The following is a 13544-nucleotide window of genomic DNA, read 5'->3' on the forward strand; positions in this document are numbered from 1 at the left end:
CATGCAAACTTCAGATCAGCCCATCCTGCGCGACATCGTTTTAATTGGCGGAGGCCACAGCCATGTGGGTGTGCTCAAAAGCTTTGGCATGAATCCGATCCCCGGTGTGCGGCTCACCTTGATCTGCACCGATCTCCACACGCCCTACTCCGGCATGCTGCCCGGCTATGTGGCGGGGCATTATGAGTTTGACGAAGTGCATATTGATCTGCTGCGCTTGGCGCAGTTTGCAGGCGCGCGGGTGTATCGCGATGAAGTAATTGGCATTGATCGCGGCCAGCAAAAGGTGCTGTGCAAAAGCCGCCCTGCTGTGCCTTACGACCAACTCTCGATCAATATTGGCTCTACGCCGCAGTTGCAAGGTGTGCCGGGAGCCACTGAGCATGCAGTCGCCGTCAAACCGATTCGTAATTTCAATGACCGTTGGCTTCAGCTTTTAGAGCGCGTGAAGAATCACGCAGGTAAGACGACGATTGCCGTGGTGGGTGCTGGCGCAGGCGGCGTGGAGCTGTTGCTTGCTATGCAATTCCGTTTGCGCAACGAATTGACCAAGCTCTATCGCAATCCAGACGAACTCACATTTCATCTGCTCTCTGCGAACGAAACAATCTTGCCCACACACAACGCTCGCGTGCGCGAGACCTTCTCAAAAGCCCTGCGTGAGCGTGGCGTGCAAGTACATCTGAGCAGCGAAGTCACGCAAGTGCAAGCGGGCAAGCTCATCACCTCCAGCGGCAAAACGCTAGATGCCGATGAAATCATCTGGGTCACACGCGCAGGCGGCGCGGCATGGCTCAAGCAAACCGGCTTGCAGCTCGACAAGGAAGGCTTCATCGAAGTCAAAGACACGCTGCAAACGGTGACCGATCCGCTGATTTATGCAGCGGGCGATATTGCGAGCATGGTGAATTACAAGCTGGAAAAAGCAGGCGTATTCGCCGTGCGCATGGGCAAGCCGCTCACCGAGAATTTGCGCCGCGCAGTAGGCGGTACAGACTTGCAAGCCTATTCGCCACAAACCAGTTGGCTCGCGCTCATCAGCACGGGCGACAAATACGCCGTCGCCTCACGCGGTTGGCTTGGCTTTGCTGGCGCGTGGGTTTGGCAGTGGAAAGACTGGATCGATCAGCGCTTCATGCGCAAGTTCAGCGAGTTTCCTGATATGAGCCAATCTGCACCTGCGCCAGCAAGCAATGCCCTTGCTAACGTCAAACTCAGCTCGGAAGAATCCCTGCAAGCCATCTCCGCCATTGCCATGCGCTGCGGTGGCTGCGGCGCGAAAGTGGGTGCAACGATTTTGCAGCGCGCTTTGGGTAATCTGCACCCCGTACAAAGAGACGATGTGCTCATCGGCCTCAAAGACCCAGATGATGCCGCCGTCGTGCGCGTGCCGCCCGGCATGGCCGTGGTGCATTCAGTAGATTTCTTCCGCGCGTTTGTCGATGATCCCTATATCTTCGGTAAAGTCGCCGCCAATCATTCGCTGGGCGACATTTGGGCCATGGGCGGCATCGCGCAATCCGCCACCGCTGTTTGCACCGTGCCACCGGGCATGGATGCAAAGGTCGAAGACGTGCTCTTCCAGATGATGACAGGCGCGCTTGAAGTGCTCAATGAAGCCGATTGCTCCCTCGTGGGCGGGCACACGGGCGAAGGCAAAGAGCTGGCGCTTGGCTTTGCGGTGAATGGCTTGATTGAAGACAAGCCCGAAGCAGTCTTACGCAAAGGCGGCATGAAGCCGGGCGATGTACTCATCCTCACCAAGCCGATTGGCACAGGCACTTTGTTTGCGGCCAAAGATCGCTTGTTTGCCAAAGGCCGCTGGATTGATGCAGCTCTCACCAGCATGGTGATCAGCAACCGCACGGGTGCAAAAATCCTGCGCGAGCACGGCGCAACAGCCTGCACAGATTTAACGGGCTTTGGCTTGCTCGGCCATTTGGTCGAGATGACGCGCCCTTCTGAGGTGGATGCAGAAATCCACATGGGCGCCCTGCCCTTGCTCGATGGCGCGCAAGAATGCGTGCAAGCGGGTATCACGAGTTCTTTGCAAAGCGCCAATGTACGCCTGCGCAGAGCGCTACGAAATCAAGAGCAATTTGTGAACCATCCGCGTTACCCGCTCATATTTGATCCGCAAACTGCTGGTGGCCTGCTGGCGAGCGTGCCCGCAGAACAAGTAGATGCCTGCATTGAGCAACTCAAAGCACAAGGCTATCCCCACACCACAAAAATCGGAAGAATATTACCGCAAGGCGATGCGTTGGAGCCGATCGTTCTTGTTGATTAACCAACACTCTTTCTTCAAGCTGTTCGCCCTGAGCTTGTCGAAGGGCTCTTTGGGGCTTCGACAAGCTCAGCCCGAACGGCTGGCTTGCGCTACGATGGTGGGATGAACACACAAGTTGCATCTCAAGTTGGTTTGATCGGCCTCGGTGCCATGGGCAGCGGTATGGCGGGCTCGCTATGTCGTAAAGGTCATGCGCCCTATGTTTTTGATGTGCGCAGTGAAGTAGCGCAAGCCTTTGCCACGCAAGGCGGCACAGCATGCTCATCTCCTGCAGAGCTCGCTAAGAACTGCCAAGTCATCATCTCAGTCGTGGTGAATGCAGCGCAGACAGAAAGCGTGCTCTTTGGTGAGAATGGCTGCGCCAGCGCCATGAAACCCGGCAACGTCTTCGTGATGTGCTCCACCGTCGATCCCAATTGGTCGATTGCCCTCGAAGCTCGCCTAGAAAAGCTCGGCATTCTCTACATCGATGCACCCATCTCCGGCGGCGCAGCGCGCGCAGCCAGCGGCGAGATGACGATGATGAGCGCTGGCAAGCCTGAGGCCTACGCGATTGCTGAGCCATTCCTAAGTGCGATGGCCGGCACGCTCTACAAGCTGGGTGACAAAGCTGGCGCAGGCAGCAAAGTCAAGGTGATCAATCAACTGCTCGCAGGCGTACACATCGCAGCAGCCGCAGAAGCCATGGCGCTCGGCTTGCGCGAAGGTGTCGATCCCGCAGCGCTGTACGAGGTGATCACGCACAGCGCGGGCAACAGCTGGATGTTTGAAAACCGCATGGCCCATGTGCTCGCGGCGGATTACACGCCGCTCTCCGCCGTAGATATCTTCGTGAAAGACTTAGGTCTCGTGCTCGATATGGCCAGAGCCAGCAAATTCCCTTTGCCACTCTCCTCCACAGCGCACCAAATGTTCATGCAAGCCTCCACCGCCGGCTTTGCCAAAGAAGACGACAGCGCCGTGATCAAAATCTTCCCCGGTATCGATTTGCCTAAAAAGGTATGATCAGAGTTTTGCTCTCAATTTCGTAGCACTCCGCGCAGATTCTCTGCCGGTGATTGACTGTTTTCGTCCAATTTCCGACCCTCTTTTGTACGATTTTCCGTATTTCCTAGGGTAAATACCTGCATCAATGTATTCTTCATTAGCAATTTAACGTATACATTATCATTAATGCATACATTAATGAACGCTTGACGAATACAGAGCCATGAGTGCCAGCAACAACGCCGTACAAGAACAGAGTCTATCGCTGAGTTTGAAAGCTTGGACAGGGCTTGGCTTGGTTAGGCCAGAATGTGTGCTCGCAAACTCGCGGGGGGATCTGTTTACCGCCGATTGGCGCGGTGGAGTGGCGCATATGCATTCGGATGGCAGCCAGACCTTCTACGCTGCACAACCTATAGATGGCGAAGTTCTCAAGCCTAATGGCATCGCGTTGCGCAAAGATGGTTCGTTTTTGCTAGCGCATTTGGGCGCTGAGCTGGGCGGCGTGTTCAGCTTGCAGCGTGACGGGAGCACACGGCCAGTGCTCAGGGAAGTCGACGGTATCGCCCTGCCCCCGACCAACTATCCGCTTGAAGATGCGCAAGGTCGACTGTGGATCACCATCAGCACCCGCCTCAAGCCCCGCGCTCTAGGCTACCGTAACACCTGCAGCGATGGCTTCATCGTTTGTATGGATGATCCTAACGATCCGAAAAGCGCCCGCATCGCCGCTGATGGCCTAGGCTACACCAATGAAATCGCCTTCGATCCCACTGGCCAATGGCTGTATGTGAACGAAACCTTCACGCGCCGTCTATCGCGCTTCCCCGTACGCCCAGATGGCAGCTTGGGCAGCAAAGAAGTTGTCACCGAGTTTGGCGCGGGCACCTATCCTGATGGCATGGCTTTTGATGTGGAAGGCCATGTGTGGATCGTGAGCATTGTGAGCAACCGCCTGATTCGCGTATCGCCATCGGGTGAGCAGACGATTTATCTAGAAGATGTCGATGCCAATCATCTCGCTTGGGTGGAAGAGGCCTATCAAAGCCACAGCATGGGTCGCCCGCATTTGGATGGTGTGAAATCCAAGCAGCTTAGCAATATCTCCAGTCTGGCTTTTGGCGGGAAAGATTTGCGCACAGGCTATCTGGGCTGCTTGCTGGGCGAGAGCTTGGCAACCCTGCACATGCCCGTAGCTGGCCATCCACCGATTCATTGGAATTATTGAGGACCTTCAGCATGACCGCACTGCGCCACAGTAACAAAGACATGGAAAGCCTGCCACTTGCAGAGCAGGCTTATCAAGAGATTCGTTCCCGTATTCTGGACAACCTTTGGACGCCCGGCTATCAAGCTTTGGAGCAAGAGGTGGCTCTCGCCTTGGGCATGAGCCGCACGCCAGTGCGTGAAGCCCTGATGCGTTTGCAGCAAGAGGGTTTGGTCGAGGTCGCTCCACGGCGCGGAATGCGCGTCTTGCCCGTCTCGCCCACAGATATGCGTGAGATTTATGAAATTCTCACTGCGCTGGAATGCATGGCTGCCGAAATCTTGGGCAAGAGAAAGCCTTCTCAACAAGAGCTTAAGCCTCTGGTGGAAGCCACTCAATTGATGGAAGCTGCTCTCGTGCGCGAAGATTTGGATGCTTGGGCGAAAGCAGATGAAACCTTTCACCTCGCTTTGGTGAAACTCGCTGGCAACCGCATGCTGCTGGAAACTGTGATGGGCTACTGGGATCGCGCGCACCGCGCCCGGATGTTCACGCTACGCCTGCGCCCCAAGCCAGTTAACTCGACCAAAGAACATATGCAGCTCGTGGACATGCTCGCCGCTGGCGATGGCGCAGGTGCTGCGCAGGTCAACCGCAGCCACCGCGAACGTGCCAGCCGCGAGCTGCTAGCGATTTTTGAGCGCTACCAGCTCCAGCAACTTTGAAATCTCACTTCTTTCGGATTCTTGAATGACAACTTCTTTTCACATCAGCGTGCTTCCCGGCGATGGCATTGGCAATGAGGTGATGCCCAGTGCACTGGCCGTCTTGGAAAAAATCGGTCAAAGTATTAACCGCCGCTTTCATTTCGAGCAACACGTCGCTGGCGCGCAGCATTACGCTGACCACGGCGTAGCTTTGACGGATAAAGTGCTGACTGATTGCGAAAAAGCCGATGCGATTTTGTTTGGCGCGATGGGCTTGCCCCATGTGCGAGGCGCTGACGGCACGGAGATCATTCCGCAGCTCGATCTGCGTTTCCGTTTCGACCTGTATGCGGGCGTCCGCCCGATCCGCACCTTCAAAGGCCTGCCCACTCCTCTGGCCCATCCCCGTGCGTCGGAGATTGATTTCGTGCTCGTGCGCGAATCCACCGAGGGTCTCTTTTATGCACGAGGCCGTGGCGAGGCGCATGGTGATGAAGCCGTGATTGACCCCATGAAAATCACACGCGCAGGCACCGAGCGCGTCTGCGAATTCGCCTTTCAACTAGCCCAGCAACGCGAAGCGACCAAAGGCCGCCCAGGCCGCGTCACCAATGTGGACAAAGCCAATGTGTTTGCTTCCATGGCGTTTTGGCGCAAGATTTTTGAAGAAACTGCGGCCAAGCATCCAAGCATGGCAGTTGATAGCGCCTATGTCGATGCGATGGCACTCAACCTTGTGATGAAGCCTTGGGCGTATGACGTGCTCGTCACGGAAAACATGTTTGGCGACATCTTGTCAGACCTGATCGCAGCGCTCGTGGGCGGCATGGGCATGGCACCTTCGGGCGATATTGGCGACAAGCACGCCCTCTTTCAGCCCGCCCACGGCACAGCGCCCGATATCGTGGGCCAAGGCAAGGCCAATCCCACAGCGATGATTTTGTCTGCGGCCATGATGCTCGATTGGCTGGGCGCAAAGCACGGTGACAGCGCTTTGATGGATGGTGCTCGCGCGATTGAAGCTGCGGTAGAACATGCTTTTGCACAAGGTCAGGTGCGGCCCTTTGAATTTGGCGGTACGAGCGGCACAGCACAAGTCACGCAAGCGGTGCTCAGCCACCTGAAAACCCATAAAAATCAAGGAGCGCCTGCGTGACTCAGGCCGCGCGCCCTGTCCAGCGCGTCGCCGTGATTGGCGCGGGCTACTTCAGCCAGTTTCATTTGCATGGCTGGCAAAACCTGCCTGGCATCGAGATCGTGGCTGTGTGTGATGCGGACGAACAGAAAGCAGCACAGAGTGCGCTACAGTTTGGTGCCGCTCGTTCCATGAGCAGTCCAGAGAAAATGTTCGCGTCAGTGGATATTGATTTACTCGATATCGTGACGCCACCGGGCAGTCACGAGAGCCTGATCCGCCAAGCAGTGACACGAGGCATCCCCACCATTTGCCAAAAACCTTTTGCTACCTGCTTTGCGCAAGCACTCGCCATGACCGAGCTTGCCGAACAAGCCAAGATACCGCTGATCGTGCACGAGAATTTCCGTTTCATGCCCTGGTATCGCGAAATGCGCAGGCTGATTGATATGGGCATGTTGGGCAAACTGCATGGCATCTCATTCCGCTTGCGCCCCGGCGACGGCCAAGGCGTAGATGCCTACCTCGGTCGTCAGCCTTATTTTCAAAAACTGCCTCGCTTTTTAGTGGCTGAAACAGTGGTTCATTTCATTGATACCTTCCGCTACCTGTGCGGCGAGGTGAAATCAGTCTATGCGCATTTACGCCGTATCAATCCAGTGATTGCTGGAGAAGATGCAGGATTTATCCACTTCGAGTTTGCTACTGGCGCCACAGGCAGCTTGGATGGCAATCGTCTCAACGATCATGTGGCCGACAACCCACGTCGCACCATGGGCGAGATGTGGCTCGAAGGCGAACATGGCATCTTGCGCTTGGATGGCAATGCGAAGTTGTACTTCAAACCTCACCTAGGCACCGAGAAAGCGCTGGATTATGACAGCGGCTGCGAGACGCAATTTGGTGGCAGTGCTTGCCAACGCCTGCAACAGCATGTCGTGAATTCCTTGAGCAGTGGTTTTCCAGCCGAGAACACAGCACGCGATTACCTGCGTAATCTGCGTATTCAAGAAGCCGTGTATGCCTCGCATGCACAAGGCTGTCGCATCGAGATCGATCGTTTCACCCCGCCTGAGATTCCTACGAATCCCGTTTTAGCCACCGTTTCTTAAGCCCCAATTCTTTGCCCGTTTGATTTTTACAGAAGGAGACTCTCATGAAAACACGTCGTATCACGCTCAAATCCATTGCGCTTGCTGCTGCAGCCTGCGCCGCATTAGCGACAGGTATGCAAACTCAGGCTCAAACGATCCTGAAATTCAGCCACACCGATCAAGCCCAAGGCGCGCGCCAAGCAGGCGCACAAATTTTCGCCAAAAAGGTGGAGGAATACACCCAAGGCCGCTACAAGGTGCAGGTATTTTGCTGCAGCCAGTTGGGCAATGACCCGAAGAACATTGAGCAGCTTGTTTTGGGTGGCATTGATTTCACGGTGTCTGCTACCGGCTCTTACGCCGGCCAGCTCCCCACACTGAATCTCACCATGATGCCCTTCATCATCGACTCCTACACCCAAGGCTGGAAGTTTTACGACGAATCCAAATGGCTCAAAGAGCAATTTGACAAAGCGCCCGCCAAAGGCTTCCGCTTTTTGGCCACTTGGGAGGCTGGTTTTCGCAACATGACCACCCGCGAGAAATTGAGCAGCCCCGAGGATGCCAAAGGCAAGAAGCTGCGCACCTTCCCGAATGAAATGATGCGCTGGCAGCTCGAGGCCATGGGCTTTGGTATTCAAATCATGCCTTTGCCCGAGGTGTATCTCGCGATTCAACAAGGCGCAGTTTTTGGGCAAGAAAATCCGATTGACACTATTGCCTCCAACAAGTTTTATGAAGTCGCCCCGCATGTGACGTTGACCAATCACGTCTATAGCCCGATTCCGATGGCTATTTCTGAAAAGACGTGGCAGCGCCTCTCGCCAGCTGATCAACAAGCTGTCACACGCGCAGCTCGTGAAGTAGCACCCTTCCAGCGTAACTTCATCCGCGATAACGATGAAAAGCTGCTGTTTGACATGGAGCAAAAAGGTGCCAAGGTCAATCGCAAACCCAACACCGAGGCTTTCCGTAAATCTGTTGAGCCGGTTTATGCCAAGGCTCGTGAAAAATACGGCGCGGATGTGGATCGCGTTTTGGCTGAAACTGCAGCGATCCGCAAGGCCGTGAAGTAAGCAAGCAGACAAGGAAATCACCCAAATGCAAGCAGCCCCCGCCTCCATGGACAGCGCTCAAAGCGAAAAGCCAAGCTCAGTTCCTTTGCCTCAGCCTACCTGGCTCAAGAGCATCGGTAAGCTCGTGGATTATTCCGTGATTCTCATCGGCGGAGCGCTGGCTGCTTTGATCTTCATCAACGTTGTCTTGCGCGTCGTTGGCATCGATTTCGCTTGGCTACTGGAGTTGGGAGAAATGATGATGGTCTGGGTGACTTTCCTCGGTGGTGCAGCTGCAGCTCAGCGCGGCGCGCACATGACGATCAATGAGTTCCTTGACAAACTTACTCCAGCCAAACGGCGCTGGGCTGATGCTGCCGTGCAGGTCTTCACCCTCATCGTTTTGGGGGTGGTTTTTGTCTTCGGCATCAAGATCGTCCAGCAAAGTTGGGGCAATGTGCTCACCACGCTGGAATGGCCTATGGCTTGGCAATACATGCCTTTGCCATTGGGCTCTGGGTTGATGCTCTTGTTTGTTGCGTATGACCTGTGGCTGATTTTGCGAGGTATCCCGCGTGAGCAACGATACCCCGAAGACCACTAAAAAAGACTATTAACGAGAGTCGTCATGTTAGCTTTGATCATTTTTGGTTTGTTTTTTGCGCTGGCGCTGGCTGGCATTCCACTCATGGTGTCGCTGCTGGCCACCACGGTGGGCATCGTCACCTTCATGGGCATGCAATACCCTCTAGACAGCGTGTTCCTCGCTTTCATTGGCGGTGTCGAGCCTTTCATTTTGATTGCCGTGCCATTGTTTGTCTTCACGGGCGAGTTGCTTGCGCAAGGCGGTGTGGGCAAGCGCATCGTGAATTTCGCGAATGTACTGTTTGGCTGGTTGCCGGGTGGCTTGGGCATCGTCACTGTGGTGTCCTGCTTGCTGTTTGGCGGTGTGTCCGGCTCAGCGATTGCGGATACTGCAGCGATTGGCGCCTTGGTGATTCCTGCGATGCTCGCAAAAGGCTATACCCGCGGCTTTGCAGCAGCTTTGGTGGCTGTGGCGGGCACACTCGCTTTGTTGATGCCGCTGTCGATTCCCTTCTTGGTCTACGCCTTCATCTCTGGCGTATCGATGCGCACCTTGTCAATGGCCGGTTTGATCCCAGCCATCATCTCCGCACTGGCTTTGATCGCGATTTGCATGTGGCACGGTAAGAAAACCGGAGTGGATAAAGGCGGCAAACCCGCACGCTTAAGCGAGATTTATCGCGCTGCTGTGAGTGCTGGCCCGGCTCTCTTGATGCCCGTCTTCATCATCGGCGGCATTTGGTCGGGCTACTTCACGCCCACTGAAGCCGCAGCTGTAGCCGTGGTCTATGGCCTCTTCGTCTCGATGGTGGTCTATCGCGATCTATCTATCAAAGATATTCCCAACCTGCTGCTCAGAGCTTTCATGACCAGCGCCACGGTGATGCTGGTGATTGGCGCGACAGGTGCTCTAGCCTGGCTCATCACGGCTGAAGGCGTGGCGCAGCAGTTGGCCGATTGGGTGGGCTCAGTGGCGCATGTGAAGTGGGTGTTCCTCATCATGCTCAACGTCGCCTTGGTTTTGCTCGGTATCTTCATCGAACCCCTGCCCGCTCTGCTGATGGCCGCCCCGCTCTTCTTGCCTTTGGCCATGGCCTTCAAAATGGATTTGGTTCATATGGGCGTGATCATGACAGCGAACTTGGCGATTGCGCTTTACACGCCGCCTGTGGGGGGCACATTATTCGTCGCTGCAAAGCTAGCGCGAGCGTCGATCAGCGAGATCACCAGCAACCTCTGGATCATGATGGCCGCGACCTTCAGCGTGGTCTTGCTGATCACCTATGTGCCTGAACTGACTGCATGGCTGCCTAGGCTTATTGCGTCCTTAGGCTGATGAGTTCAAAACGAGCTAGCACCATGTTTGTCGTCACCGTAGATTTTCACATCCACCCCGGCCAGATGGAGAGCTTCATGCCAAGCATGTTGGCCAATGCCCAAGCCTCGCTCGATCTGGAGGAGAACTGTTTGCAATTTGATGTGTGCATTGCCGCAAATGATGCAAATCATGTTTTTTTGTACGAGATTTATCGCACCAAAGAAGACTTTGATGCACATTTGAAGATGCCTCATTTTCTGGATTTCAATACACGCACTGCCCCTCAAATCATCAGCAAAATGGTGCACACTTTCAACCGGATAGACTCTTGAGTGCAAAAGGAGCTTTGAATGCCTCAAACTTTAAGCTTGGGCTGTATCGCCGACGATTTCACAGGTGCGACGGATCTAGCTAATAACCTCGTGCGCGCGGGCATGCGCGTGGTGCAAACGATTGGTGTGCCCGCCACACCGCTTGATTCAGAAATTGATGCCGTGGTTGTCGCACTCAAGTCTCGTACGATTGCACCTCAAGAAGCTGTCCAACAATCCTTGGCAGCACTATCATGGCTCAAAAGCCAGGGCAGCAGGCAAATTTACTTCAAGTATTGCTCTACATTTGATAGCACGCCGCAAGGCAACATCGGTCCTGTGACCGAGGCCTTGATGGACGCAATGGGCACGGATTACACAATTGCCACGCCAGCCTTTCCGGACAACAAGCGCACTGTGTTCAAAGGCTACCTCTTTGCAGGCGATGGCTTGCTCAATGAAAGCGGTATGCAAAACCACCCGCTCACGCCCATGCACGACTCGAATCTCGTGCGCGTGATGCAAGCACAGACGAAACGCAAGGTGGGCTTGATTGATTACAGCGTTGTTGCACGTGGCGCAGAAGCTGTCTCTGAGCGTATCGCGCAACTCAAGTCAGAGGGCGTGGGTGTTGCGATTGTGGATGCGATCAGCAATGAAGATTTGATGCGCTTAGGCGAAGCGCTTAAAGACATGCCCTTGGTCACCGCAGGCTCGGGCGTGGCGATTGGTTTACCGCAAAATTTCGGCATCACGCCTTCTGAAAAATCGAGCGCTCTGCCTCCGGCAGCTGGCTTGCAGGCGGTGGTGTCGGGCAGTTGCTCGGTGGCGACCAATGCGCAGGTGCAAGCCTTTATCGCAGCTGGCCTGCCTGCTTTGGCGATTGACCCGCTGAGTATTTCTTCTGGCAAAGATGTCGTTTCCGAAGCCTTGGCTTGGGCAAAACCTTTACTGCCAAGCAAGCCTGTGCTGATTTACTCAACAGCAGAGCCAGCGGCGATCAAAGCTGTTCAAAACCAGCTTGGCGTGGAAGCCGCAGGTGCTCTTGTTGAGCGCACACTGGCCGCGATTGCCAAAGGCTTGGTCGCCGCAGGTGTGCGGCAATTGGTGGTCGCAGGTGGTGAAACATCGGGCGCATGCGTGCAAGCGCTGGGTATCACGCAAATGCAAATCGGCCCGCAGATCGCGCCGGGTGTGCCTTGGTGTTTTGCCAAGCCTGGCGACACGCCCCTGCACATCACGCTCAAATCCGGCAATTTCGGTGCTGAAGATTTCTTCACCAAAGCTTTTACACTTCTCGCATGAACGAATCACAAGCCCGAGAAGAAATCTGTCGCGTCGGTAAGAGCCTGTTTGATCGTGGCTATGTGCATGCCACTGCGGGCAATATCAGCGTGCGGCTGGATGATGGCTTCTTGATTACGCCAACGGATGCTTGCCTGGGTTTTTTAGACCCCGCAAAGCTCGCCAAACTCGATGGAAATTTGCAGCAAGTCAGCGGCGACCGCGCTAGCAAAACAATAGCACTTCACGCAAGTATTTACAAGGCCAGCGCCCCATTTACCACACAAGCTTCTTGCGTCATTCACACGCACAGCACGCATTGTGTGGCGCTGAGCTTGCAGTCTCCCAGCGCTGAGTTGTTGCCAGCCATCACGCCTTATTTCGTGATGAAGGTCGGCCATGTGCCTGTGATTAACTATCAGCGCCCTGGCTCTGCTGCTGCCGCGCAGGAAGTGGCGCAGCGCATCGCCGAGTATGGCCAACGCGGCACGCCAATTCGCGCCGTGATGCTGCCGCGCCTAGGCCCCAATGTCTGGTCAAGCAGCCCAGCTTCCGCCATGGCCGTGCTGGAGGAGCTGGAGGAAACCGCCAAGCTCGCTCTGCTTCAACCGGGCACTACGCCTTTGACTGATTCGCAGATCGAAGAGCTGCGCCTAGCTTTTAACGCCATTTGGTAATTCACTTTCAAAGAAGAACATGCCTCAATTCGCCGCCAACCTCTCGATGATGTATCCCGATCTGCCGTTTCTTGATCGTTTTGAAGCAGCTGCGAAAGATGGTTTTAAAGCTGTGGAGTATCTGTTTCCCTATGCTTTTGATGCAGCTGAGCTTGCTGCTCGCCTATCAAGCAATGGCCTGCAGCAGGTGCTCTTCAATGCGCCCCCCGGCGGAACAGACCGTGCCAGCATCGCCAGGGCTTGGGATGTAGAAGGCAGCAAAGGCACAGCTTGCGTGCCCGGGCGCGCAGCAGAATTCAAAACAGGCATTGCCCTAGCGATCACCTACGCCAAAGTCTTGAAATGCCCGCGCATTCATGTGATGGCTGGCCTCATCCCCGAGGGCCTCGGCCGCGAAGACGTGCAAGCCACCTACGTGAGCAATCTGCACTGGGCAGCAGATCAGGCCGCTGAAGCTGGCCTCGATGTACTGATCGAGCCTATCAACACCCGCGATATCCCGCGCTTTTTCTTGAACCGTCAAGATCATGCACACGAGATCATCGGAATGATTGGCGCACCCAATCTCAAAGTACAGATGGATCTCTATCACTGCCAAATTGTTGAAGGCGATGTGGCGATGAAGCTGCGCAAATATCTGCCCACAAGCCAAGTCAGCCATCTGCAAATCGCCGGTGTGCCCGAGCGACATGAGCCTAGTATTGGCGAGTTGAACTACGACTATCTTTTCAAACTCATCGATGAATTGAGCCAGCAATCGGGTTGGAACGGCTGGATAGGCTGCGAATACCGCCCGAAGAACGGTGCGCAAGCGGGAGGCACATCCAGCGGCCTCGGTTGGCTCAAGCCTTACCTTGCTAAGAACTAATTCAAGCTTGCTGGCTCGAATCAGAA

At 55.2% G+C, this 13544-nt stretch carries 13 protein-coding genes; all 13 read left to right on the forward strand.

What is annotated here, in order from left to right; all coding sequences use genetic code 11:
- Position 1: 1 nt before the first annotated feature.
- The 13 genes from selD to otnI all read left to right on the forward strand — a co-directional run bounded on the left by selD (position 2) and on the right by otnI (position 13518).
- Positions 2-2290 carry a selenide, water dikinase SelD gene (gene selD / locus KIH26_RS07635; RefSeq protein WP_213443835.1) on the forward strand — a complete coding sequence of 763 codons (2289 nt, stop codon included), beginning with the start codon at positions 2-4 and terminating at the stop codon, positions 2288-2290.
- Positions 2291-2392: 102 nt separating this feature from the next.
- Positions 2393-3295, forward strand: a complete 903-nt coding sequence (ltnD, locus tag KIH26_RS07640) for an L-threonate dehydrogenase (protein ID WP_213443836.1) — start codon at positions 2393-2395, stop codon at positions 3293-3295.
- A 205-nt stretch (positions 3296-3500) separates the two neighbouring features.
- A complete protein-coding gene (locus tag KIH26_RS07645; RefSeq protein WP_213443837.1) occupies positions 3501-4505 on the forward strand; it encodes an SMP-30/gluconolactonase/LRE family protein in 1005 nt (334 codons plus the stop codon).
- A gap of 11 nt (positions 4506-4516) precedes the next feature.
- Complete coding sequence (locus KIH26_RS07650; protein WP_213443838.1) at positions 4517-5209, forward strand: GntR family transcriptional regulator; 693 nt, start codon at positions 4517-4519, stop codon at positions 5207-5209.
- A gap of 25 nt (positions 5210-5234) precedes the next feature.
- Complete coding sequence (locus KIH26_RS07655; RefSeq protein WP_213443839.1) at positions 5235-6347, forward strand: isocitrate/isopropylmalate dehydrogenase family protein; 1113 nt, start codon at positions 5235-5237, stop codon at positions 6345-6347.
- Positions 6344-7438, forward strand: coding sequence for a Gfo/Idh/MocA family protein (locus tag KIH26_RS17150; RefSeq protein WP_213443840.1), 1095 nt, complete (start codon positions 6344-6346; stop codon positions 7436-7438). The genes KIH26_RS07655 and KIH26_RS17150 overlap by 4 nt, the downstream gene beginning before the upstream one ends.
- A gap of 44 nt (positions 7439-7482) precedes the next feature.
- Positions 7483-8496 (forward strand): TRAP transporter substrate-binding protein, encoded by a 1014-nt coding sequence (locus KIH26_RS07665; RefSeq protein ID WP_213443841.1) that lies wholly within the window; start codon positions 7483-7485, stop codon positions 8494-8496.
- A gap of 25 nt (positions 8497-8521) precedes the next feature.
- The gene (locus KIH26_RS07670; protein WP_213443842.1) at positions 8522-9079 is read left to right on the forward strand and encodes a TRAP transporter small permease; all 558 of its coding nucleotides are present in this window, start codon (positions 8522-8524) and stop codon (positions 9077-9079) included.
- A gap of 24 nt (positions 9080-9103) precedes the next feature.
- Positions 9104-10396, forward strand: coding sequence for a TRAP transporter large permease (locus tag KIH26_RS07675; protein WP_213443843.1), 1293 nt, complete (start codon positions 9104-9106; stop codon positions 10394-10396).
- Positions 10397-10419: 23 nt separating this feature from the next.
- Complete coding sequence (locus KIH26_RS07680) at positions 10420-10710, forward strand: putative quinol monooxygenase (RefSeq protein ID WP_213443844.1); 291 nt, start codon at positions 10420-10422, stop codon at positions 10708-10710.
- An 18-nt stretch (positions 10711-10728) separates the two neighbouring features.
- On the forward strand, positions 10729-11994 hold the full coding sequence (gene otnK, locus KIH26_RS07685; RefSeq protein WP_213443845.1) for a 3-oxo-tetronate kinase: 1266 nt from the start codon (positions 10729-10731) through the stop codon (positions 11992-11994).
- On the forward strand, positions 11991-12650 hold the full coding sequence (locus tag KIH26_RS07690; RefSeq protein WP_213443846.1) for a class II aldolase/adducin family protein: 660 nt from the start codon (positions 11991-11993) through the stop codon (positions 12648-12650). Before otnK ends, KIH26_RS07690 begins: the two co-directional genes overlap by 4 nt.
- A 19-nt stretch (positions 12651-12669) precedes the next feature.
- Positions 12670-13518 carry a 2-oxo-tetronate isomerase gene (gene otnI, locus KIH26_RS07695; RefSeq protein ID WP_213443848.1) on the forward strand — a complete coding sequence of 283 codons (849 nt, stop codon included), beginning with the start codon at positions 12670-12672 and terminating at the stop codon, positions 13516-13518.
- The last annotated feature ends 26 nt before the right edge of the window (positions 13519-13544 follow it).

The sequence above is a fragment of the Variovorax sp. PCZ-1 genome (assembly GCF_018413605.1).
GTDB lineage: Bacteria > Pseudomonadota > Gammaproteobacteria > Burkholderiales > Burkholderiaceae_C > JANMDU01.

What these genes read in the sequence shown, in the direction of transcription:
- KIH26_RS07670 (WP_213443842.1), top strand. Translation starts at nt 8,522, where the DNA reads ATGCAAGCAGCCCCCGCCTCCATGGACAGCGCTCAAAGCGAAAAGCCA.
- ltnD (WP_213443836.1), top strand. Translation starts at nt 2,393, where the DNA reads ATGAACACACAAGTTGCATCTCAAGTTGGTTTGATCGGCCTCGGTGCC.
- KIH26_RS07675 (WP_213443843.1), top strand. Translation starts at nt 9,104, where the DNA reads ATGTTAGCTTTGATCATTTTTGGTTTGTTTTTTGCGCTGGCGCTGGCT.
- KIH26_RS07690 (WP_213443846.1), top strand. Translation starts at nt 11,991, where the DNA reads ATGAACGAATCACAAGCCCGAGAAGAAATCTGTCGCGTCGGTAAGAGC.
- KIH26_RS07645 (WP_213443837.1), top strand. Translation starts at nt 3,501, where the DNA reads ATGAGTGCCAGCAACAACGCCGTACAAGAACAGAGTCTATCGCTGAGT.
- KIH26_RS07655 (WP_213443839.1), top strand. Translation starts at nt 5,235, where the DNA reads ATGACAACTTCTTTTCACATCAGCGTGCTTCCCGGCGATGGCATTGGC.
- otnK (WP_213443845.1), top strand. Translation starts at nt 10,729, where the DNA reads ATGCCTCAAACTTTAAGCTTGGGCTGTATCGCCGACGATTTCACAGGT.
- KIH26_RS07665 (WP_213443841.1), top strand. Translation starts at nt 7,483, where the DNA reads ATGAAAACACGTCGTATCACGCTCAAATCCATTGCGCTTGCTGCTGCA.
- otnI (WP_213443848.1), top strand. Translation starts at nt 12,670, where the DNA reads ATGCCTCAATTCGCCGCCAACCTCTCGATGATGTATCCCGATCTGCCG.
- KIH26_RS07680 (WP_213443844.1), top strand. Translation starts at nt 10,420, where the DNA reads ATGTTTGTCGTCACCGTAGATTTTCACATCCACCCCGGCCAGATGGAG.
- selD (WP_213443835.1), top strand. Translation starts at nt 2, where the DNA reads ATGCAAACTTCAGATCAGCCCATCCTGCGCGACATCGTTTTAATTGGC.
- KIH26_RS07650 (WP_213443838.1), top strand. Translation starts at nt 4,517, where the DNA reads ATGACCGCACTGCGCCACAGTAACAAAGACATGGAAAGCCTGCCACTT.